At 42.3% G+C, this 21,608-nt stretch carries 14 protein-coding genes and 1 tRNA gene; 8 read left to right on the top strand and 7 right to left on the bottom strand.

The window, feature by feature from the left end; translation table 11 throughout:
• Nucleotides 1-8: 8 nt before the first annotated feature.
• The 3 genes from ltrA to L8106_RS12360 form a co-directional block, all read right to left on the bottom strand.
• The gene (gene ltrA / locus L8106_RS12370) at nucleotides 9-1,709 is read right to left on the bottom strand and encodes a group II intron reverse transcriptase/maturase (protein ID WP_009784645.1); all 1,701 of its coding nucleotides are present in this window, start codon (nucleotides 1,707-1,709) and stop codon (nucleotides 9-11) included.
• Nucleotides 1,710-2,416: 707 nt separating this feature from the next.
• Nucleotides 2,417-3,106 (bottom strand): phage integrase SAM-like domain-containing protein, encoded by a 690-nt coding sequence (locus L8106_RS12365; protein WP_009784644.1) that lies wholly within the window; start codon nucleotides 3,104-3,106, stop codon nucleotides 2,417-2,419.
• A 162-nt stretch (nucleotides 3,107-3,268) separates the two neighbouring features.
• Nucleotides 3,269-3,342: transfer RNA gene (locus tag L8106_RS12360), tRNA-Pro, on the bottom strand.
• Nucleotides 3,343-3,410: 68 nt separating this feature from the next.
• On the opposite strand from L8106_RS12360, the gene lipA reads away from it, so the two are divergent.
• The 4 genes from lipA to L8106_RS12340 all read left to right on the top strand — a co-directional run bounded on the left by lipA (nucleotide 3,411) and on the right by L8106_RS12340 (nucleotide 8,799).
• On the top strand, nucleotides 3,411-4,322 hold the full coding sequence (gene lipA, locus L8106_RS12355) for a lipoyl synthase (RefSeq protein ID WP_009784643.1): 912 nt from the start codon (nucleotides 3,411-3,413) through the stop codon (nucleotides 4,320-4,322).
• Nucleotides 4,323-4,950: 628 nt separating this feature from the next.
• Nucleotides 4,951-6,165 carry an RNA polymerase sigma factor SigC gene (gene sigC, locus L8106_RS12350; RefSeq protein WP_009784642.1) on the top strand — a complete coding sequence of 405 codons (1,215 nt, stop codon included), beginning with the start codon at nucleotides 4,951-4,953 and terminating at the stop codon, nucleotides 6,163-6,165.
• 214 nt (nucleotides 6,166-6,379) lie between these two features.
• Nucleotides 6,380-8,383: a WD40 repeat domain-containing serine/threonine-protein kinase gene (locus L8106_RS12345; protein ID WP_009784641.1), complete on the top strand. Its 2,004-nt coding sequence runs from the start codon at nucleotides 6,380-6,382 to the stop codon at nucleotides 8,381-8,383.
• 137 nt (nucleotides 8,384-8,520) lie between these two features.
• Nucleotides 8,521-8,799 carry a hypothetical protein gene (locus tag L8106_RS12340; RefSeq protein WP_009784640.1) on the top strand — a complete coding sequence of 93 codons (279 nt, stop codon included), beginning with the start codon at nucleotides 8,521-8,523 and terminating at the stop codon, nucleotides 8,797-8,799.
• Between the two features lie 125 nt (nucleotides 8,800-8,924).
• Here the strand turns inward: L8106_RS12340 and L8106_RS12335 are convergent, their stop codons facing one another.
• Together L8106_RS12335 and gyrA are read right to left on the bottom strand one after the other, a co-directional pair.
• Nucleotides 8,925-9,356 (bottom strand): 4a-hydroxytetrahydrobiopterin dehydratase, encoded by a 432-nt coding sequence (locus L8106_RS12335; protein WP_009784639.1) that lies wholly within the window; start codon nucleotides 9,354-9,356, stop codon nucleotides 8,925-8,927.
• A gap of 63 nt (nucleotides 9,357-9,419) precedes the next feature.
• A complete protein-coding gene (gene gyrA, locus L8106_RS12330; protein WP_009784638.1) occupies nucleotides 9,420-12,074 on the bottom strand; it encodes a DNA topoisomerase (ATP-hydrolyzing) subunit A in 2,655 nt (884 codons plus the stop codon).
• 182 nt (nucleotides 12,075-12,256) lie between these two features.
• Here gyrA and L8106_RS12325 point away from each other — a divergent pair, with 182 nt between their 5' ends.
• The 3 genes from L8106_RS12325 (at nucleotide 12,257) to L8106_RS12315 (ending at nucleotide 14,838) form a co-directional block, all read left to right on the top strand.
• On the top strand, nucleotides 12,257-13,183 hold the full coding sequence (locus tag L8106_RS12325) for a histone deacetylase (RefSeq protein WP_009784637.1): 927 nt from the start codon (nucleotides 12,257-12,259) through the stop codon (nucleotides 13,181-13,183).
• Nucleotides 13,184-13,334: 151 nt separating this feature from the next.
• The gene (infC, locus tag L8106_RS12320; RefSeq protein WP_009784636.1) at nucleotides 13,335-13,871 is read left to right on the top strand and encodes a translation initiation factor IF-3; all 537 of its coding nucleotides are present in this window, start codon (nucleotides 13,335-13,337) and stop codon (nucleotides 13,869-13,871) included.
• Nucleotides 13,872-14,100: 229 nt separating this feature from the next.
• Nucleotides 14,101-14,838 carry a sirohydrochlorin chelatase gene (locus L8106_RS12315; protein ID WP_039896126.1) on the top strand — a complete coding sequence of 246 codons (738 nt, stop codon included), beginning with the start codon at nucleotides 14,101-14,103 and terminating at the stop codon, nucleotides 14,836-14,838.
• A gap of 44 nt (nucleotides 14,839-14,882) precedes the next feature.
• On the opposite strand, the gene L8106_RS12310 is transcribed toward L8106_RS12315, so the two are convergent.
• Nucleotides 14,883-16,211: an adenylate/guanylate cyclase domain-containing protein gene (locus tag L8106_RS12310; protein ID WP_009784634.1), complete on the bottom strand. Its 1,329-nt coding sequence runs from the start codon at nucleotides 16,209-16,211 to the stop codon at nucleotides 14,883-14,885.
• A gap of 248 nt (nucleotides 16,212-16,459) precedes the next feature.
• Here L8106_RS12310 and L8106_RS12305 point away from each other — a divergent pair, with 248 nt between their 5' ends.
• The gene (locus L8106_RS12305) at nucleotides 16,460-17,812 is read left to right on the top strand and encodes a 16S rRNA (cytosine(967)-C(5))-methyltransferase (RefSeq protein ID WP_009784633.1); all 1,353 of its coding nucleotides are present in this window, start codon (nucleotides 16,460-16,462) and stop codon (nucleotides 17,810-17,812) included.
• Between the two features lie 74 nt (nucleotides 17,813-17,886).
• Here L8106_RS12305 and L8106_RS12300 read toward each other — a convergent pair whose 3' ends face one another.
• On the bottom strand, nucleotides 17,887-21,546 hold the full coding sequence (locus tag L8106_RS12300) for a hydantoinase B/oxoprolinase family protein (RefSeq protein WP_009784632.1): 3,660 nt from the start codon (nucleotides 21,544-21,546) through the stop codon (nucleotides 17,887-17,889).
• Between the last annotated feature and the right edge of the window lie 62 nt (nucleotides 21,547-21,608).

Here is a 21,608-nt window from a genome sequence, read left to right as displayed (position 1 = left end):
CATCCGGCTCAAGCCTCCAGAGTCTCAGAACCTTTACCCGTATGTACGTGCTTGTGGCAGGTGAGGTGTAGGTGGACTAGGTTGTCTTCCCTGTTAGTACCCCCATCTTTTACTTGCACTTTATGGTGGGTGTGTAGCTTTTCTCCATTAAACAGGTGTTCACCGCATATTGGGCATTTCCAGTTTTGGTTTTGGGCTACTTTAAATAGCTTTGAACCTCTTGAAAAGTATGTTTTCCCGTAGTTGGTTCTACGTTTTTCCCAGTATTCGGTTAGTTTGGGGTCGTCGGGGGATGCTGTTCCCTTTATTTTGACGTGACGGGTTATTGGTAAGTCTCCGAGCTTCGTTAGGATTAGGTTTTTCCTCTTCCCACTTCTATCTTCGATTATTGCGTGAAAGCTCCATTTCCTGCCGTTAGCGGTGATGAAATACTTTCCTGCTACCCACTTTTTCCCCTTGTTTGGGTGTCTGCTTAGTGACCATCTCCAGATTGCCTGGAAAATTTGGTGGTCAACATAGCTGAACACTTCGCTACTTACCCCGTGTTTATAGTAGTTTCCCCACCCCCTGATTCGGGGGTTTAGGTATTGGATAACTGTTTCAGGACTGGCGTGTTTGTTAGTTTTGAGCCATTCCCGTATTTCTCTAAGGAATAGTTTTACTTTTTCCTTTTGAGGTTTTACTAGACAGCTTCCCTGGAAGTGGCGGACATTGAACCCCAAAAAATTGAATCCTTGTTCTACATGAACAATATTGGTTTTGTCCTCATTTAACTCCAGTCCTCTTGTTTTGAGGAGTTCCTTTACCGAGGGAATTATTTCCTCAATATCCATGAGAGTTTCGGCGGTGATGATGAAGTCGTCAGCGTATCTGACGAACCCATATTTAGGCGCTCTAGGCGATTTGTTCTTCCCTTGCCTTTTCTTGAATTGACTTAGGAATTGCTCGATTCCATCCAGCGCTATGTTAGCTAATAGGGGCGAGATTATTCCCCCTTGTGGTGTTCCGCTTTCCGTTTCATGGAATATTTCGGATTCTACATAACCTGCTTTCAGCCATTGTTTAATTAACTCTCTGCCTGGTATTTCTCCAATGGTTTTGAGTATGAAGTTGTGGCTGATGTTGTCGAATGCGCCTTTGATATCTGCGTCTAATACCCACCTGTCATTTCCCTGTTTATTAAGGCGTGTCCAGGTGTGTTGTATGGCATCGTGACAGCTTCTACCTGGTCTGAAACCGTAGCTACTGCCCGACATTCGGGATTCCCAGCTAGGTTCCAGTGCATTCTTGATTATTGCTTGTGCTATGCGGTTTTTGACTGTTGGAATCCCTAATGGTCTTTGTTTTCCATTGGCTTTTGGAATGTATACCCTTCTAGCGGGTTGAGCTTGACCTATAGTGTAATCCTTCATTTCTTTGATGAGTTTTACTCTTAAAGCGGGGGTGGTTGCCGTCTGACCATCGATGCCGGCCGTACTTTTCCCCTCGTTTTCTTGAGTTACTCTTCGCACAGACAATAGTAGGTTGGAGTAGCTTCTTATCATCAGCTTCATAAGGCTACGAACCTTATTCCACTGTCCGTTCTGAGTTGCTCGATAAATTCTCTGTCTTAGGTTTTTAATCCGTTTATTCACGAGTTTCCAATTAATGGATTCCCATGTCCTTAACGGTTCCTTCGTTCCGATGTCATTGCTGACCCTATCTTTCACGTCGGTTCAATTCCTTTACTTTGATTTATCGCTGAAGACCCGCCAGAAGTCTGCCACCTTTCGGTGTGAGGCAAATTTTGAACCCCTATTCAAGGCATTACCCTTGACTTTCGCTTTCTCTGGCATCCTTTACCCCCTCAGCATCTCCGTCTTCCTTGCGGTTAACCTACTTGGGTTTTCGACCTAGCCCAAGAGCCAGTGGGGTTTACCGTGTTTCGCGTGTGTAATATTCAGTCGGATTGGGTTCCATCTATATTCCGGCAGGGGTTCTACTCCTTCGTCATTGACATCAGAACTTCAACGACTTACCTGCTTACCTTTTGGTCAGGCGTATCAACTCGTTTCGCCTGTTACAGTTCACGGAACTTATGATGGTTCACTTTCGTTAACCCTTTCAGACTTTTCCTTTGCGGGGTATATCAACTGAGTTGTCCGTATACTCCGCTTCTGTGCCTTGCATTCCTTGTGGTTTCATTGCTTACTCCCAAAGTAGGCGGGGTACGTGACCCTTTTACATAGGAATATAGGGAAGGAGTCCTCTAGAGGAGCGGTTCCTCAATTACTTAGCGCTGATGCGCCTTACACGCGACTTTCACGTCGCACTCTGATGAATTGAGCAGTTCTTATGGCTTCATCAAGTCTTGCGTACTGAGACTTGGAACCGTTTAATAACTTAGCTTCTCGTACAATCATGGTACAATCTTACTCTAAAAAGTGGCGAATAGGATTGTTGTTTTGTCGCTATCCATCCCCCTACCTAAAGGTAGGGGCTTTCCGCTCAATTTCCGGTAATAAGGACTATCTCTGAAGGTTTGAATAATTTTTTGAATCTCTGACAGGGTGAAGAGTTTGGGCTTTTGCTTGGGCGGGAGCTTGAAACGCTTTACCACATCAGTCCAGGGATTAACTTCTATCAAGTCTTGCTTGATTCCATAGTCAAAAGCCGCTTTCAGCAATGATAGATGATCTTTAGCCGTGGGAGCCGACATCTTTTCTTGCAACCACTGACTGAAGGCGATCGCCAATTTCTCACTCACCTCGCTGGCTTTTCGTTCTCCGAGAAAGTCGCTGACGTATCCCAAACAAGTTCGGTATTTTTCCAGGGTACGAGAGTCTAGGAATCCCGACTTGTACTCCATAAATTGCTCAAATAAAACGCCGACGGCAATTGATGAGCGGTTGTCCCCCGTTTTGTAGCGTTTGAGGGTGGGGTCAAAATTTTCCGAGAGAATATCCAACTCAATAGTCGTGGCCTTTCTTTGAGCGAGGGAGCGATTGATGGGAGTGTCCGGCAAGCCAACGGGTAAGAAGTACCGCTTGCCCTGATATCGCCAGTAGAGTCTCAAAAATCCTTGATCAGCACCGATACTGACGGAACCTTTCTTAGAACGACTCAAAGCCCATGCCTCCGTTCAACTGCTCTCACCAACTTCTCACCAATAATAGCTATATAATGAGACATAATGAGCCATCAGTGAGAGGCGGTGGAAGTCGTTTGCTGTTGTATTATCACAGCAATAAGTTGTGAAAACTCCCTCTGCGTAAGGGTTTGAAATCAATCGGGATGACAGGATTTGAACCTGCGACCCCCTCGTCCCGAACGAGGTGCGCTACCAAGCTGCGCTACATCCCGTAGATAAAGTTATTGTACCACATCAATCTAGAATATTCTGATACAAATTTTTGAAAATTTCAGTTAGCATGGATCAAGATAGTCTTAAATTGGAAGGAAATAGAAAGAGCGTGGTTGTTAAGCCAGATTGGTTGAGAGTAAAAGCACCTCAGTGGGAACGAGTCGGTCAAGTCAAGGATATTCTCCACGATTTGGGCTTAAATACAGTTTGTGAAGAAGCATCTTGTCCGAATATCGGAGAATGTTTTCATGCTGGTACTGCTACCTTTCTGATCATGGGACCGGCTTGCACTCGGGCTTGTCCATATTGTGATATTGATTTTGAGAAAAAGCCGAAAGCGTTAGATCCCACCGAACCCGAACGACTCGCCGAAGCAGTGCGACGCATGAATTTAAACCATGTCGTCATTACCTCTGTGAACCGAGATGATTTACCCGATGGAGGTGCATCTCAGTTTGTCGGCTGTATTGAAGCGGTTCGTCGTCTATCTCCTCAAACGACAATAGAAGTGCTGATCCCTGATCTCTGTGGAAATTGGAAAGCGCTCGAAACCATTTTACAAGTTCAACCTGAAGTTCTTAACCACAATAGCGAAACTGTTCCGCGTCTCTATCGGCGAGTTCGTCCTCAAGGAGATTATCATCGTAGTCTAGAACTGTTAAAGCGATCTCGTCAATTCTTACCGGAAATCTATACAAAGTCAGGTATTATGGTTGGACTGGGAGAAACAGATGCTGAAGTTCGACAAGTAATGCAAGATCTCCGAACCGTAAACTGTGATATCCTAACATTGGGACAATATTTGCAACCGACTCCCAAGCATTTGCCTGTTGCGAACTTTATCCCACCCGAACAATTTGACGCTTGGAAAACCTATGGTCAGTCTTTGGGTTTCTTACAGGTGGTGGCTTCTCCTTTAACTCGGAGTTCTTACCATGCTGAACAAGTAAGAACCCTAATGGAAAAGTATCCACGCTAGTCGTTTCCCCGTTAAACAGAGAACTAAAGCAAACGATCACACCATTAAAGTAGAGAAAGAAAAAAAGCCAATTGTGATCGTTATCGAGCAAAATCGCTGACTTTGATCACAAGATCCGTCATAATAGCGATAGGGTGTCAATCAATAAATTTAAACAGCACTCTCATTGTTTAGAGGCAATTAGGGGATCACAAGAACGATTCAGATTTAGAGGTGCATCTTCTATTGAAATTAGCCCAGTTAGCCGACAATCATCTTTTATCTTTGATTAACGTTCTTCATAAAAGTTCCCTGATTTTGAAGTTGTGATCTGAAACCAGAGTTAAGAGTGATCGGGAACGCTCATTTATGGTGATGAAGATTAGTCTACCGTCTGATGACTATCACTTATTTGTGATGGGTGTCTCCCTATACTAGCTAATGACCATAAAGAAGTGACTCGTCTACTCGGTCTGCCATCTAACACTCATTGATTTTCTCCTCTCTTGAGAACCTCTCAAGTCCGGGAAGCCCCAACATTCAGGGGATGCGCCAACCAACGCCAATGATCGATCATCCGATCAGAGTGGGCATTCTTAGAGTAGACAGAGCAAAAGTGCCAACCACCCAGAGCAATAGAGTAATGACTATGCCAGCCACCAACTTAGATACAGAATTAGACCGTGACTTAGAGGATCTGTCTAAACAACCTTCTGATCTCGATCTTGAATCGATGGAAGAAATAGACCCTGCTCAAAAAACAAAAAACAATAATAATCGCCGAACTACTGATCTGGTTCGTGTTTATCTTCAAGAAATCGGTCGTGTTCGCCTACTCGGACGTGATGAAGAAGTAGCCGAAGCCCAAAAAGTTCAACGTTACCAACGCTTAATCCAACTTCGCGACAAAGCAGCAGCAGAAGAAAAAGGGATTTTAGAAACCTTTGCGATGCTGTTGCAAACCCGAAGTCGCCTAGTGGCTCAATTAGGTCATAGTCCTTCCCTCGAGCGGTGGGCGGCGGTTTCGGGTGTAGAGGTTTCTGACCTAAAACCTATTATAGCCGCAGGAAAACGTCGTTGGGCCGAATTGGCTGAACTGACGGTGGAAGAACTCGACCAAGTTCAAACCGAAGGGATCAAAGCCAAAGATCACATGATCAAAGCGAACCTACGTTTAGTCGTATCCGTCGCTAAAAAATATCAAAATCGGGGTTTAGAATTACTGGATTTAATTCAAGAAGGTACATTAGGACTCGAACGCGCGGTCGAAAAATTTGACCCCACACGCGGATATCGCTTCAGTACCTATTCCTACTGGTGGATTCGTCAAGGGATTACCCGAGCGATCGCGACTCAAAGCCGTACCATTCGCCTCCCGGTTCATATTACCGAAAAATTAAACAAGATTAAAAAAGCACAGCGTAAAATCTCTCAAGAAAAAGGCCGAATTGCAACCATTGACGATATCGCTGCTGAGTTAGAAATGACCCCCGCACAAGTTCGCGAAGTCTTGCTGAAAGTTCCCCGTTCTGTTTCCCTTGAAACCAAAGTCGGTAGCGACAAAGATACAGAACTGGGTGAACTCCTGGAAACTGAAGAAGCTTCACCCGAAGACCAACTGATGCGAGAATCTCTCCATCGCGATTTACAACAACTCTTAGCAGACTTAAGCGATCGCGAACGAGATGTGATTCAAATGCGCTATGGTCTCGGAAATGGTCATACTTACTCCTTAGCCGAAATTGGTCGGGAGTTAGAACTCTCTCGGGAACGGGTTCGTCAAATTGAAGCCAAAGCCTTACAAAAACTGCGTCAACCCAAGCGTCGCAACCGAGTTCGGGATTACCTCGAATCTCTTACCTAGAGTCTTAACGCTCCATTTTAACGCTTAAATTCACAATACTAGCGATCAGTCAAAACTCCAAATGGGCTGATCGCTATTCACATTTTTTGACACTAAAAACCTCTCAACCTTTCAGAGATGAACCTAAATCGGTCTAACATAGAATTAGATCACAAAATTTTTTCTGGTTTCCGTTGACTGGCTAGTCTCTAAAATCTTATTATTCAAGTTGCCGATGAGCTACTGTCTCAATCCGCATTGTACCCATCCTCAAAACTCAGATGACAGTAAATTTTGCTTAACCTGTGGTGCAAAACTGCTGCTTAGAGAACGATACCGTGCGATTAAACCGATTGGTTTTGGGGGGTTTGGTAAAACCTTTTTAGCGGTAGATGAAGATAAACCTTCTCGACCCGCTTGTGTGATTAAACAGTTTTTTCCCCAAAATCAGGGAACTCAAAATGCCGAAAAAGCCGTAGAACTCTTTCATCAAGAAGCGGTTCGACTCGATCAACTCGGTAAACATCCTCAAATTCCGGACTTGCTCGCCCATTTTGAACAAGATAACAATCAATATTTAGTCCAAGAATATATCGAAGGACAGAATCTCGAAGAAGAACTGGTTCGTCATGACACGTTTGATGAAGCCAAAATTCGCCAACTCCTGAATGATTTACTTCCCGTTTTGCAGTTTGTTCACCAAAATCAAGTCATTCATCGGGATATCAAACCTGCTAATGTCATTCGACGCAGTGCTTCACCCACGCAGATGAGCAACATTGGTAGTTTTCCTGGACAATTAGTATTAGTAGACTTTGGTGCTGCGAAAGTCGTGACCACCACCCAACCCCCAGTTATGGGAACGATCATTGGTAGTCCAGAATATATTGCCCCAGAACAAACTCGCGGTCAAGCGGTTTATGCGAGTGATTTGTACAGTTTAGGCGTGACTTGCATTCATCTTTTAACTCAAGTTTCACCTTTTGATTTATTTGATATCAACGAAGATCGCTGGATCTGGCGAGATTATCTCAAAGGACAACCTTTTAGCGCTCAGTTAGGTCGAGTTCTCGATAAAATGTTGATGACGATACCTAACCAACGCTATCAAACTCCGCTACAGGTTCTTAAAGATCTTTATCCGGATGGTATTCCCGCAAAAGTGATTGGTAATATTCAGCTTCATTCGACTGCTACTGTCTCTCAAAGCGTTACTCCCTCACCAACGCCTACTCCCTCGCCTGCTGTTGCGTCTCCGCCTCGATCTTCTGCAAAAACTTCCTCTCCGTTATCGCGTCAGACTCCGGCGAAACCGACTCGTGTTTCTCCATTGCGATCGCCAAGTTGGTCTTGTCTGTACACGTTAAAGGGACATCGGAATGCAGTCACTTCAATTACGTTTAGTCCGACTGAGGAGATGATCGCTAGTGGAAGTCAGGATCAAACGATTGAAATTTGGGATCTCAAAAAAGGAAAACGTTGGTATACTCTCACAGGTCATAGTAACTGGGTGACTTCTATTGCGATTAGTCCTGATGGTCAAACCTTAGCCAGTGGAAGTCGTGATCATACGATTGAAATTTGGGATCTCAAAAAAGGGAAACGTTGGTATACTCTCTCGGGTCATCACGATGGTGTGGAGGTGGTGGCGTTTAGTCCCCAGGGTGATGTCTTAGCCAGTGGAAGTCGCGATCACACGATTGAAATTTGGGATCTCAAAAAAGGGAAACGTGGATATACTTTATTGGGTCATCAGGATCGAGTTTATGGTTTAGCCTTTAGTCCTGATGGTCGCCTATTGGTTAGTGGAAGTAAGGATAATACGGTGCGGTTGTGGGATATGCAGCAAGGGAAAGAGTTAGAAAGCCTTCAAGATCATTCCGACTGGGTGAGAACTGTTGCGTTTCGCCCTGATGGTCAACAGTTGGCAAGTGGTAGCCGAGATGGGATGATTAAGTTATGGCAGCCTCAAGGGACTCGTTGGATTGTGCAACGGACGTTGAGAGCGGATCAAAGTGATGTGTTTTCGATAGCCTATAGTCGAGATGGTCAACTCCTGGCGAGTGGAAATCAACACGGCATTGATTTGTGGGATGTCAATAGCGGAACTTTACTGGAAACTTTAACAGACCATTCGGCTGATGTATTGTCTGTAATGTTTCGTCAAGATAATCTCATGTTAGCCAGTGGGAGTTATGACCAGACTGTTAAGATTTGGCAACCGCAAAGTCAGGGTTAAAGTCATTCTCAAGCGATCGCCTCAAATTTTACCGTTAAGACCCCGTTGAAAAAAATGAGAAATTCAGTTGAGTTTCATCAAGAAGTGTAATAAAATCATTAAATGATTATAAAGATTGTGAGTTTAACTGTTAATAAATGTACAAAGATTATTACGGCTTGGTGATTTATGCGGTTAGCATCCGAAATCGTTGGAAATGGCAAATTGCTTTACCCTACGGTGTGGAACTGACCTCAAATGAAAATTATATGACCGCAGAAAAAGCACTCAATGGGGGAGTACGTTGGATCGAGACAGAAGCAACCTTCAATGCACTCAATAGCTGTTTGTCTCAGTTTTATGGTACTGGAATATTAAGTCAAACCGAATATACAAACTTAATAGAATCACTCCGAGGAATTACTCAGCGCTGTTAATTCACTTCACACCCATTCAATCATTATTCATTTTGTGATCGCTTTTTAACATGAGGAAAAGAGTGATTGCATTCCTCGCAAATGGTTAATTGTTTACCTTCATTCTCAATCCTTCTAAAGACATTTTAGGATGGATTAATTGTACATTGTTTTCCTGAAGTTTCCGAGAAGGTATTGATTAAGTTAGAAATGGTTTCGGCGAGTTGAAAGTCTAGAGGTGTGAGTCCACCTTGATCATGAGTAGTTAAGCTAATTTTGACTTTGTTATAGGAGACTGAAATATCGGGGTGATGACCTAACTTTTCTGCGGGTTCAACTAAACAGTTGATAAAATTAACGGATTCAATAAAGTTATTAAAAGTATGTGTATAAATAAGGGTTTGGTTTTCAAGTGTCCAACCGGATAACTTTTGTAAACCTTGGGTAATTTCTGCTTCACTTAAACGTCTATTTGGGTTGGTTTGGCTGTATTGAACCCATCGGATGGGAATCTCTGAAACCAATAAAGGTTGACTCGGAATCAGACTCGTGACTATAATTGATAAAATTTCAATCATCTTAAAATCCTGCAATTGAGAACAGGGAATTACAGTCAAATCCCCTATTCTTTATCGTTTGATTTATTCTTCTGAATCTCCGGTTTCGGTTTCGGCTTCGGCTTCGGCTTCGGTTTCGGCTTCGGCTTCGGTTTCGGTTTCGATTTCTTCTTCGACTTCTTCCTCCGAAGGCGGTACAATGGCTACAGCAGCGATCGCATCTTCATCGTCGAGGCGTTGAACTCTGACTCCGGTAGCACTGCGAGATTGAGTCGGAATCGCATTAACAGCTTGACGAATAATGATACCTCGACTGGTAATTAACATCAACTCATTATCTTCATTCACGACTTGCAACCCGACGACTTCATCTGTTGTTAGATGTTGTTTAAACTTAGTCGCAATGATTCCTTTTCCCGCCCGATTTTGGAGTCGGAATTGAGACACAGGAACTCGTTTCCCATATCCACCCGCCGTAATCACCATAATTGCTAGTTCTTGATTGTTTTCAACGGTGGTTTCTTCGGTTTCAGTCTCTAAGACTTCCTCGTCTTCGATGTCGGTTTCTTCGCTTTCGAGTTGGGCAATACTGGAAACAATTGCACTGGGTAAAATATCCATGCTAATGAGTTCATCTTTTTTACCCAATTTCATTGATTTTACGCCTCGGGTTGCCCGTCCTAAAGGTCGTAATTGTTTGTGATCGGTTCTAAAATGAATTGCCATTCCCAAACGCGAACCAATAATAATACTGTCGTCAGCTTTTGCCAGTCTCACCCAACGAAGTTCGTCGCCTTCTCCTAAAGAAATGGCAATTAATCCATTCGCCCGAATATTACTAAACGCAGATAACTCGGTTTTTTTAATGTAACCGCCTTTGGTCAACATCACCAAGTATTCATCATCACTAAATTCACTCACCGGGACGACAGAGGTGATCCGTTCCTGTTTGGGAATCGGTAGCATTTGAACGATGGGTACGCCTCGGGCGGTGCGGGATGCAACGGGAATTTGATAGGCTTTGAGACAGTAAACAACACCGCGATCGCTAAAGAACAAAATACTATCGTGATCGCAACAACTCAAGAAGTGATCGATCCCATCGTCTTCTTTCATTTTGGCGCCGGATTTTCCGCGAGTTGCTCGATTTTGAGCATCAAAGGTATTGACGGGCATTCGTTTGATATAACCCTGTTCAGTGACTAGAATAATTGCTTTTTCATTGGCAATTAAATCAGTATCTTCTAGTTCTCCTTCGGTGTGTTCGATTTCCGTTCGTCGGGGTGAACCGTGACGTTCTTTGAGTTCGATCGCTTCGGATTCAATAATATCTAAGATGCGTTCTCGACGAGCTAAAATGTCTTGCAAATCGGCAATTATATTTTGCAGTTCTTCATGTTCAGCTTGAATTTTATGGGCTTCTAATGCTGTTAACCGCCGCAGTTGCATTTGTAGAATCGCATCGGCTTGAACTTCTGAAAGTTCAAATCTTTCAATCAGTTCTTGTTTGGCGGTGGGTGTGTCGGCCGCATGACGAATTAAGCTGATAATCGGATCTAAATTATCGAGAGCGATTAACAATCCTTGCAGGAGATGATCTCGTTCTTGCGCTTTTCTGAGTTCGTATTCAGTGCGTCGCCGAATGGTTTCAACTCTAAACTCTAGGAAAACTTTGAGATATCGACTCAGGGTGAGGCGTTCAGGTCTGCTATTAACGAGCGCCAACATATTCGCCCCAAAATTGCTTTGTAGAGGCGTTTGTTTGTAGAGGTTATTGAGGACAACTCGGGGATAAGCATCCCGTCTCAATTCCACAACGATTCGCATTCCTTGGCGATCGCTTTCATCACGAATATCGGAAATTCCTTCAATCCGTTTATCGTTAACCATTTCGGCGATTTTTTCAATTAATGCCGCTTTGTTGGTTTGGTAGGGAAGTTGGGTGATGATAATTGCTTCTCGTTCTGGGCGTCCGCGTTGTTGAAGGGTTTCAATTTGGGCGACACCGCGCATGGTGATTGAACCTTGGCCGGTTGTATAGGCTTCACGAATTCCTGAACGGCCTAAAATCTTGGCTCCGGTGGGAAAATCTGGCCCCGGAATGTATTGCATCAGTTCAAGATCGGTGATTTCGGGATTGTAAATCATCGCTACCAACCCGTCTACGAGTTCACCTAAGTTGTGGGGGGGAATATTGGTCGCCATCCCGACGGCAATTCCTGATGAACCGTTGAGTAAGAGTTGGGGAATACGAGCGGGTAAAACCAGGGGTTCTTGCTGTGATCCGTCGAAGTTATCCCCAAAGTTAACGGTTTCTGCGTCGATATCGCGCAGCATCGCATCGGAGGTGAGGGACTCCAGACGACATTCTGTGTATCGCATTGCCGCCGGAGGATCGTTATCGATAGAACCGAAGTTTCCGTGACCTGCAATTAGGGGCGATCGCATGGAAAAGTGTTGCGCCATCCGAACGAGGGCATCATAAACCGCTCCATCTCCGTGAGGATGGTATTTACCCAATACTTCTCCGACGACACGGGCGCACTTCCGAAAGGGGCGATCAGGCATTAAACCTAACTCGTGCATCGCGTAGAGAATGCGACGATGTACAGGCTTGAAACCATCCCTCGCATCTGGCAAAGCGCGACCTACAATGACGCTCATTGCGTATTCTAGATAGGATTGCTGCATTTCTTCACGCAGATCCCTGGGAACAATTCGCTCCTCTGAAATGCTCATCTGATAAAAAACTCCGTTAAAATTCTTAATTCAGTGTGTTTGAATCGGCAAAAAATTGATAAAATTTGTTTATCTTTTTGTCATTTTCAAATTAACTTCACTCTCCGTTAAAATTATACCATAAATTGGTTTAAGATTGAGGCTTAAATAAGCTGCTATTGACCTTTATTGACACCGGACAAATGATCACTGTTATCTATTGCGATCAATTCCTCGAACACAAAACAGGTTTACTTCATCCTGAACGCCCTGAACGTCTGAGTGCGATTGTTAAAGCCCTGAAAGCGACACCTTGGGCCGCACAAATTGATTGGCAGTTCCCCACTGCTGTGACTAAAGACTCCAAAACCAAGCTCAAACCCTTACTGGAAGAAGTTCACAGTGTCGATTATATTCGGCGGGTGAAGGCGATCTCTGTCAATGGTGGGGGTTATCTTGATGGCGACACCCCTCTTTCGACAGAAAGTTATGAGGTGGCTTTACTGGCGGTGAATGCTTGGTTAGACGGGATTAACTCGGTTTTGGAGAAGAACCAACCGGCTTTTGTGTTGGCGCGTCCACCCGGACATCATGCGGAGGCGGATCGAGGGATGGGATTTTGTCTGTTTTCTAATGCGGCGATCGCAGCTTATTATGCTTTGAAACAACCGAATATCAAGAAAGTCGCCATTTTGGATTGGGATGTGCATCATGGCAATGGTACTCAAGCGATTATTGAAAATAATCCGAACCTGGCTTATTGTTCTTTACATCAATCTCCTTGCTATCCGGGTACGGGTTTTGAACAGGAACAGGGGGCTTATAATAATGTTTTGAATATTCCGATGTCACCCGGTAGTACAGTGGAATTATACAAGGGGGCATTTGAATCTAAAGTTATGCCTTTTTTACAAAATTTTCAGCCCGATTTGTTAATTGTGAGTGCGGGTTATGATGCCAATCATGATGATCCGTTAGCGAATATTTCTTTGTATCCTCAAGACTATGGATTATTCACTGAATATTGTTTGCAATTGACTTCAAAAATTCTATTTGGATTAGAGGGGGGGTATGATTTGGCGAGTTTAGCGCAGTCGGTGGTGGCAACGATAGAATCTTGTTTAGCTTAAGAAAATCTTAAAAGAGTTTTCCCCTGCTAGAAGGTAATCACCCAGAGCGATCGCTCCCAATCTCGGGGTAATCTCTACCTTTTGACACTTGACAGGAATGGAAAACTATCCGTCATAATGGAAGTATACAGTTAAGACGAGGTTCTGCTTAGTGAAACATAGAAATCCCATCAGCCCGAAAAAAAATACCACGCCCGTTAATGAGGATATTCGTTTTCCAGAAGTGAGAACGATTGATGAGGATGGTTCTAATTTGGGAACAATGCCCCCCCGAGAAGCCCTATCCATCGCTCAAGAGAAAGAACTGGATTTAGTATTGGTGAGTGATACAGCCAACCCTCCAGTCTGTCGAATTCTCGACTACGGTAAATACAAATATCAGCAGTTAAAAAGTAAAGAAAATAACCGTCAGTCTAGTAAAAGTCAGCTTAAAGAGCTGAAGATGCGCTACAAAATTGAAGATCATGATTATTCAGTGCGCGTCAACCATGCCAAACGGTTTTTAAAGTCTGGGAACCCAGTCAAAGCAACGGTAACAATGCGGGGACGAGAAAACCTGCATGGTGGACTGGCTAAAGATTTATTGGATCGGATGGCAACCGACCTCGAAGAATTTGCTCAGATTCAACAATCTCCTAAGCGAGAAGGAAGTCGCATCACGATGTTGCTGACTCCTCGAAAAGCATGATTGTGTTCTAACCCATTTTGAGATCCGAATGATGGGGTTGAGGGAGTGTCAAGTCGCATTAATCATAGCATGATTTGGATGTGGCAGCGCTACCCTCACTCTCTTTTGGCTGAATTTTGACTGAACTTTGACTGAACTTTGATTTAATTTTTATTCATCGCTTCCAATCCGCTACAATAGCATTGATTATATTAGTCAGAAATTCAAGTCAATTATCACATCTGGGCAATTGTATTCTACCTACTTGCTTGTTTCTCACGGGAGCCATGACCCTCGACCGCAGCAGGCTTTAAAACAGTTAGCTGAACGGTTAAAAGAGCGAATTTCCATTCGATTATTACCGAGTTCGCCTTCACCAGTCCTGGCAACTGCAACTTTAGAATGTTCTCCCGTTCCTTTGCACCAACAAATTAAACAATTTGCAGAATATACCCGAACTTTAGGATTAAATCAAGTCGAAATCTTGCCGTTATTTCTGCTTCCTGGAGTTCATGTCAAAGAGGATATTCCTCAAGAAGTTGCACAGGCTGAAACGGCACTAGGAGCAACCGTTAACGTCAAGATCAAACCCTACTTAGGATCTCAACTGTCTCGTTTAGCGACAGAATTAACCTATCAAATTACTTCTATTCCTTGTGATGTTTGGATTTTACTGAGTCATGGGAGTCGTCGCCCGCAGGGAAATCAACCTGTAGAAGAATTAGCGAGTAAGTTAGGGGCAATTCCGGCTTATTGGTTCACGTCTCCGAGTTTAGAATCCCAAGTTGAAGTGTTAGTTCAAACCGGATATCAAAACATTGGAATTTTGCCTTATTTTATCTTTGCGGGAGAAACCACCGATGCAATTACTCGTTTGAGTGAACAATTAGCTGAAAAATTTCCTCAAGTGAAAATTATGATCGCTGAACCTTTAGGAGTTAATGATGCCCTCGTGAATTTAGTGATTGATATGTTAACCCTGAGTTAACTGAAAAACTCAAAAGAAAAGGTAGAAGGAGTAGAAGGAGAGGCTTAACTTTTCTTTCCTTTCAATAAATAAGTCGTCATTTCTCCTTTTCCTTTGACTAAAATTGTTCCTCGTTTTTCCAAAGAATAGTCATCTTTTAAAGCATGATAAGTTGTTTCTGTGACCTGAATTTCATTAGCAATTCCATGAGATTCCATCCGACTGGCAATATTAACGGTATCTCCCCATAAGTCATAAATAAACTTTCTTAAACCAATCACACCTGCGACGACGGGGCCGATTGCAATTCCAATTCGCATCTGAAATTTTCGTTCCGTTTCAGCATTAAATTCAAGAATAGTTTTTTGCATATCTAACGCCATATCTGCTATCCTTTCTGCATAATCTTCTTTGGGAATCGGTAATCCAGAAACCACCATATAAGCATCACCAATTGTTTTAATTTTTTCGAGATTATGTTTATCCGCTAAATGATCAAACCGAGAAAAAATTTGTCCGAGAAGTTGAACTAATTCAGCCGGAGGCATTTTACCCGACAGTTCAGTAAATCCGACAATATCACCAAATAAAACCCCTGCATCGGTAAAGTTATCGGCAATGGTCGTAACAGGTTTTTGTTTTAAACGTTGAGCAATCGGAACAGGTAAAATATTTAGGATTAAGGCTTCAGAACGTTCCTGTTCGACTTGGAGTTGTTGGTAAGCTTCTTCTAAAGCTAGACGAGAATTAAACTCAGAACGGGCTAAACGATCATACAAATAAACCGAAAGATTACTAATTAAACAAATCCAGAAAAAATACAGGAATAAAAAATCAGAGGTCATCCATTCAGTGGGAAATTCTACCTTTAAATTCAACAGAATTTGTGTACCCAGATAATAGATAAATGTTCCCGCTTGACCGACAAAATGTAGAGGCCAACAAACCGGAATTAAAGTCGCAAGTGAAAAAAATGTTAGCGGCCATTCAATAATTGCCGGTCGAGAAAATCCTTCTAAGGTTGCTCGAATTTGGGGACTAAGTGTGACTAACCAAGTTAATAAAAGAAAAACAAAAGCCGGATAACGAACACCAATTGCCGTCCGTAATAATATAAATCCTCCCAACAAACCCAGTTCAACACCCATTTGAGTGATTAACCAAGCGAGTTTAAAATTTTCGGGATTAAACCATAAATTATTAAGCTGTGATAGCGTAAATGTCAGATAAGCAATAAACGCCAGTCCGACTCCTAAACTCAATCGTTGATGAATAAAACGATGTCGCCAAATTTCATAACGGGTAGCTTTAGAAATGTCAGGACTCTGAAAAAGCGACTGGACGAGGTTACGAACAAAAACCTCAACTCTCTGAACACCCTGAAACCTTTGCATCATTATCACCTGGGTTGTATTTTCAAGTTAAGATGGTTTAGACCTCTCAGTTAATCACTTTCTAATATTAAGGTATAATTTACAAGAATGTACAAAAAATTTATCTGATGGGTCAACGGGATTGTTAGGAGTCAACCAAATGCACCGGAGATCGATTGAGATTTGATTGTGAATAAATCATCAGATTAAATTAACAACGGTAGGAATAGAAAGTCTGAGATTGAGTGAATTTAAAGGATAAAATCGCAATGAATGATAATCCTCGCCAATTAGCATTTATCATACTCCGAGAGGTCGAACGGCGGGGAGTTTATGCTGATATTGCTTTAGATGAAAACCTGCGTAAAGCTGACTTGAGTGCAGTCAACCGACGCTTAACGACAGAATTGGTTTATGGTTGTGTGAGAAGACGGCGATCGCTTGATGCTTTAATTGATCAATTTGCTCAAAAAAAATCCCACCAACAGCCCCCAGATCTGCGAATTATTTTGCATTTAGGATTTTATCAATTGTACTATCTGAGTCAAATTCCAGCTTCTGCGGCGGTGAATACCAGTGTTGAATTAGCAAAAACAAATGGTTTGTCTGGACTGAGTGGATTTGTAAATGGGATTCTGAGAGAGTATTTACGTCAACAAGAAAAACAAACTCAAAATCGTCCAATTCTCAGATTAGAAGATGAAAACTTGATTCAAACTTTAGGGAATTTATATAGTTTTCCTGACTGGATTCTTGAATATTGGCTAAATCAACTGGGTTTAGAAGAAACTGAAAAACTCTGTCAATGGTTCAATCAATCTCCGACTATTGATTTAAGAATTAACGCTTTAAAAACCAGCCGAGACACTGTTGAAACTGAACTGAAGTTAGCGGGAATAAACGTTACCCCAATTCCTCATTTATCCCAAGCGTTGAGACTATCCGGAAGTATTGGAGAGATTCAAAATTTACCGGGTTATCGACAAGGATGGTGGAGTATTCAGGATAGTAGCGCTCAATGGGTGAGTCATATTCTCGATCCTCAACCGGGAGAAATCATTATTGATGCTTGTGCGGCACCGGGCGGAAAAACAACTCATATTGCCGAATTAATGCAAGATACAGGTACAATTTTAGCCTTTGATCGCGCTAAATCTCGACTGAAAAAAGTACAACAAAATCAAGAACGATTGCAACTCAAATCGATTACTACTCAACTCGCTGATATTCGTGAGCTTTCTGAGTATAATAGTTGTGCAGATCGGGTGTTATTAGATGCACCTTGTTCCGGTTTAGGAACGTTACATCGTCGGGCTGATGCACGTTGGAGACATACACAACAAAACGTTCAAGAACTTTCAGAATTACAAACAGAACTGTTAGAAAAAACGGCAACTTGGGTTAAACCGGGAGGGTATTTAGTCTATGCAACCTGTACGATACATCCCCTAGAAAATGAAACCATTATTCAATCTTTTTTAAGTCATAATTTGAATTGGGAAATTGATTTACCCGAAATTCCTTTACAAGATGTTCTGACTTCAGAAGGGTATTTAAAAGTCTGGCCCCATCGACAGAATATGGATGGTTTTTTTATCGTGAAACTTAAACGAATTTCTTAACTTTGTTCAAGTTTAACTTCACTCCCTAACCCCTTTTAATTCAGAGGCTAGGGAGAACTGATAATCAACAAAAATTATCCGTTTACGTCTTCTTTTCCATATCCTCCACCGCCAGGAGTTTCAATCATAAATACATCCCCAATATTCATCTCAACTGTAGCGGTACTTGCCAATATTTCTACCGTTCCATTACTGCGAATAACGGAATTTTTACCGACTAAACCTGCTTCACCTCCCGCCAGTCCAAACGGAGGAATTGTTCGATGTCCCGATAAAATACTCGCCGTCATTTTTTCTAGAAAACGAACTTGTCGAATGATGCCATTTCCGCCTTGATATTGACCTTTTCCGCCACTATTTGAACGAATACTAAATTCTTCTAATAATACCGGAAACCGCCATTCTAAGACCTCTGGATCGGTTAAACGAGAGTTGGTCATATGAGTATGAACCGCATCGGTACCATTAAAGTTTTTACCCGCACCTGAACCCCCACAAATTGTTTCATAATATTGATGGCGATCGCTTCCAAAAGTAAAATTATTCATGGTACCTTGAGAGGCTGCCATCACGCCTAATGCCCCATATAAAGCATCAACAATAGTTTGAGAGGTTTCCACATTTCCTGCTACGATAGCCGCCGGATAACGAGGGTTCAACATACACCCTTCAGGGATAATAATATTGAGAGGTTTTAAACAGCCAGCATTGAGGGGAATCTGGTCATCAACGAGGGTTCTAAACACATACAAAACGGCAGCTTTACAGACTGCTTTGGGGGCATTAAAGTTAGTGTTTAACTGGGGGGAAGTCCCTGAAAAGTCTATGGTTGCACTGCGGGTTTGTTTGTCGATTTTAATGGTAACTTTAATTTGACTTCCCCCATCCATCTCATAGGTAAACTCACCATCTTTCAAGACATCAATTGCCCGACGAACTGATTCTTCAGCGTTATCCTGCACATAACCCATATAGATTTGTACCGTTTCTAAGCCGTATTGATTCACCATTTTTTGGAGTTCTTGTGTTCCTTTTTTATTGGCTGCAATTTGGGCTTGTAAGTCGGCAATATTAATGTCGGGATTTCGAGAAGGATAACGCCCCGAGGTTAACAATTCTAACAATTCTACATCACAAAATTCACCCTGATTGACCAATTGAAAGTTATCAATTAAAATCCCTTCTTCTTCAACAGTTGTACTGTTTGGAGGCATTGAACCGGGGGTAATTCCACCAATATCAGCTTGATGACCCCTAGACGCCACATAAAATAAAATCTGGTTGGTATTGGGGGCAAAAACAGGCGTAATCACCGTTACATCAGGTAAATGAGTGCCGCCATCATAGGGGTTATTTTGCATATAAACATCCCCCACTTTTAAATCGTCTTTTTTGGCTTTAATTAAACTATTAACACTTTCACTCATTGAACCCAAATGCACGGGAATATGAGGGGCATTGGCAACGAGTTGACCTTGTTTATCAAAAACTGCACAGGAAAAGTCGAGGCGTTCTTTAATATTAACAGAAGCGGCTGTATTTTGCAAAGTGATTCCCATTTGTTCGGCGATAAATTGAAACAAATTTTTAAAGATTTCTAGCCGAACTGGATCTGGTTGAGAAGGGTTTGATAGAGTGTTTAAAGTAAATTCAGACTGAGAATTTGAGGTTTTGAGTTTGTTTAAAACTAAATGATTGCGTTCAGTTAAAGTAACTTTCCAACCGGGTTCGATAATATTGGTTCCTGTACCTTCGATAATCATTGCAGGGCCAATAATACTATCTCCCGGTTGTAAATCTTCTCGCTGAAATAGGGGTGTATTTTGCCAACCTTGGGGCGTATACATTTGTACATTTGCGATGGGTAAAGGCGGTTGGGAATGAGTGCGAGAAATGAGCGGTTCTTCTGGGGTTTCCATCTGTTGAATAACTTCTAGAGAAATCGATTCTACAATTAATGTTTTCCCTTCTCGCATAAAGCCATAAATGGTTTGATGTTTGTGTTCAAACTCGGCTTTCATCTTGTGATAATTTTCAAAATTAACTGTTAAGCTTGAATCCGTTCCCTCGTATTTTAAATTAACTTTTGCTGAAGTTAGGGTTTGTAAATTTTCAGTCGTTAATTCTTGTTTACACTCAGTTTCAAGTTGGGTTAAAATAGTTTGTAACTGGGTAACTAATTCTTCAGTTAATGGGGCTTCTACCGCCTGTTCTCGCATGACTCGAATATCAGCTAACCCCATACCATAAGCCGATAAAACACCTGCATAGGGATGAATAAACACCTGTTTTATTCCTAGCGTATCGGCAATTAAACAAGCGTGTTGACCTCCCGCCCCCCCAAAACAACAAAGGGTGTAGTTTGAGACATCATAACCCCGTTGAAGGGAGATTTTTTTAATTGCATTTGCCATGTTTTCCACCGCAATAGCAATAAATCCTGTCGCGACTTCTTCGGGAGTACGACTATCTCCGGTTTTGGCTTGAATTTCTGTTGCTAATTCCTGGAATTTTTGCCGAACAATTTCCCCCTCTAATGCTAAATTTCCGTCAATTCCAAATACTTTGGGAAAGAATTCGGGTTGAATTTTTCCCAACATCACATTACAGTCTGTTACCGTTAATGGCCCGCCTTTGCGATAACAAGCTGGCCCAGGATTTGCCCCGGCTGACTCTGGCCCAACACGATAACGGGACCCATCAAACCGGACAATGGAACCTCCACCTGCGGCGACAGTATGAATGGCCATCATGGGAACTCGCATCCGCACGCCTGCTATTTCTGTTTCAAATTCTCGTTCATATTCACCGTTATAATGGGCGACATCGGTGGAAGTTCCGCCCATATCAAAGCTAATTATTTGATCAAAACCTGCCCTTAAACTGGTTTGAACTGCCCCGACTATTCCCCCCGCAGGGCCAGAAAGAATGCTATCTTTTCCTTGAAAATTACGGGCATCGGTTAAGCCCCCGTTTGATTGCATAAATAATAATGAAACAGATTCACCATCACTATTTAACTGACTGAAAACTTGTTCGACGTAGCGGCGTAAAATGGGAGAAAGATAGGCATCAACAACGGTTGTATCTCCCCGACTAATTAGTTTCATTAATGGGCTAACTTCGTGAGAAACTGAGATTTGAGAAAAGCCAATTTTTTGAGCCAGTTCAGCAATTTGTTTTTCGTGTTTAGGGTAACGATAGCCGTGCATTAAAACAATAGCACAACTCCGAATTCCGCTATCGTAAAGTGCTTGGAGTCGAGGTTTGAGTAATTCAATATTAACAGGTTTTAATTCATTTCCATCGGTATCGTAACGTTCATTTACTTCGATCACTTGTTCATAGATCATTTCCGGTAAAATAATCTCACGGGCGAAAATATTGGGGCGATTTTGATAGCCAATTCTGAGTGCATCTTTGAAGCCTTTGGTAATGACTAAAACGGTACGATCGCCTTTGCGTTCTAGGAGGGCATTTGTGGCGACAGTGGTTCCCATTTTGACTTCAGAAATGCGGTGACTCGGAATGAGTTCATCGGGTGATAGTCCTAAGATTTCTCTAATTCCTTGAATGGCTGCATCTGGATAGCGTTCTGGATTTTCTGAGAGTAATTTATGGGCTATCGTTTGGTTAGAAGGAGTACGGGCGACAATATCAGTAAAAGTACCACCTCGATCAATCCAAAATTGAAATTTATCTTGATTTTTAGGATTTGATGGTGTCTGAGTCATTTGATTTTAACCTCAAAAAAAGTTTAATTGATTGTCTTTCAGTTTCAAACCGAATGTGTAGG

The sequence above is a fragment of the Lyngbya sp. PCC 8106 genome, assembly GCF_000169095.1.
Classification (GTDB): Bacteria; Cyanobacteriota; Cyanobacteriia; order Cyanobacteriales; family Microcoleaceae; genus Capilliphycus.
The sequence above is the reverse complement of the archived record's forward strand: the minus strand, read 5'-3'. Positions and strand labels throughout refer to the sequence as shown.

Coding starts and splice junctions, on each gene's coding strand:
- L8106_RS12340 (WP_009784640.1), top strand. CDS start 8,521: ATGTACAAAGATTATTACGGCTTGGTGATTTATGCGGTTAGCATCCGA.
- gyrA (WP_009784638.1), bottom strand. CDS start 12,074: ATGAGCATTTCAGAGGAGCGAATTGTTCCCAGGGATCTGCGTGAAGAA.
- L8106_RS12310 (WP_009784634.1), bottom strand. CDS start 16,211: ATGCAAAGGTTTCAGGGTGTTCAGAGAGTTGAGGTTTTTGTTCGTAAC.
- L8106_RS12335 (WP_009784639.1), bottom strand. CDS start 9,356: ATGATTGAAATTTTATCAATTATAGTCACGAGTCTGATTCCGAGTCAA.
- sigC (WP_009784642.1), top strand. CDS start 4,951: ATGCCAGCCACCAACTTAGATACAGAATTAGACCGTGACTTAGAGGAT.
- L8106_RS12345 (WP_009784641.1), top strand. CDS start 6,380: ATGAGCTACTGTCTCAATCCGCATTGTACCCATCCTCAAAACTCAGAT.
- L8106_RS12305 (WP_009784633.1), top strand. CDS start 16,460: ATGAATGATAATCCTCGCCAATTAGCATTTATCATACTCCGAGAGGTC.
- L8106_RS12325 (WP_009784637.1), top strand. CDS start 12,257: ATGATCACTGTTATCTATTGCGATCAATTCCTCGAACACAAAACAGGT.
- L8106_RS12300 (WP_009784632.1), bottom strand. CDS start 21,546: ATGACTCAGACACCATCAAATCCTAAAAATCAAGATAAATTTCAATTT.
- lipA (WP_009784643.1), top strand. CDS start 3,411: ATGGATCAAGATAGTCTTAAATTGGAAGGAAATAGAAAGAGCGTGGTT.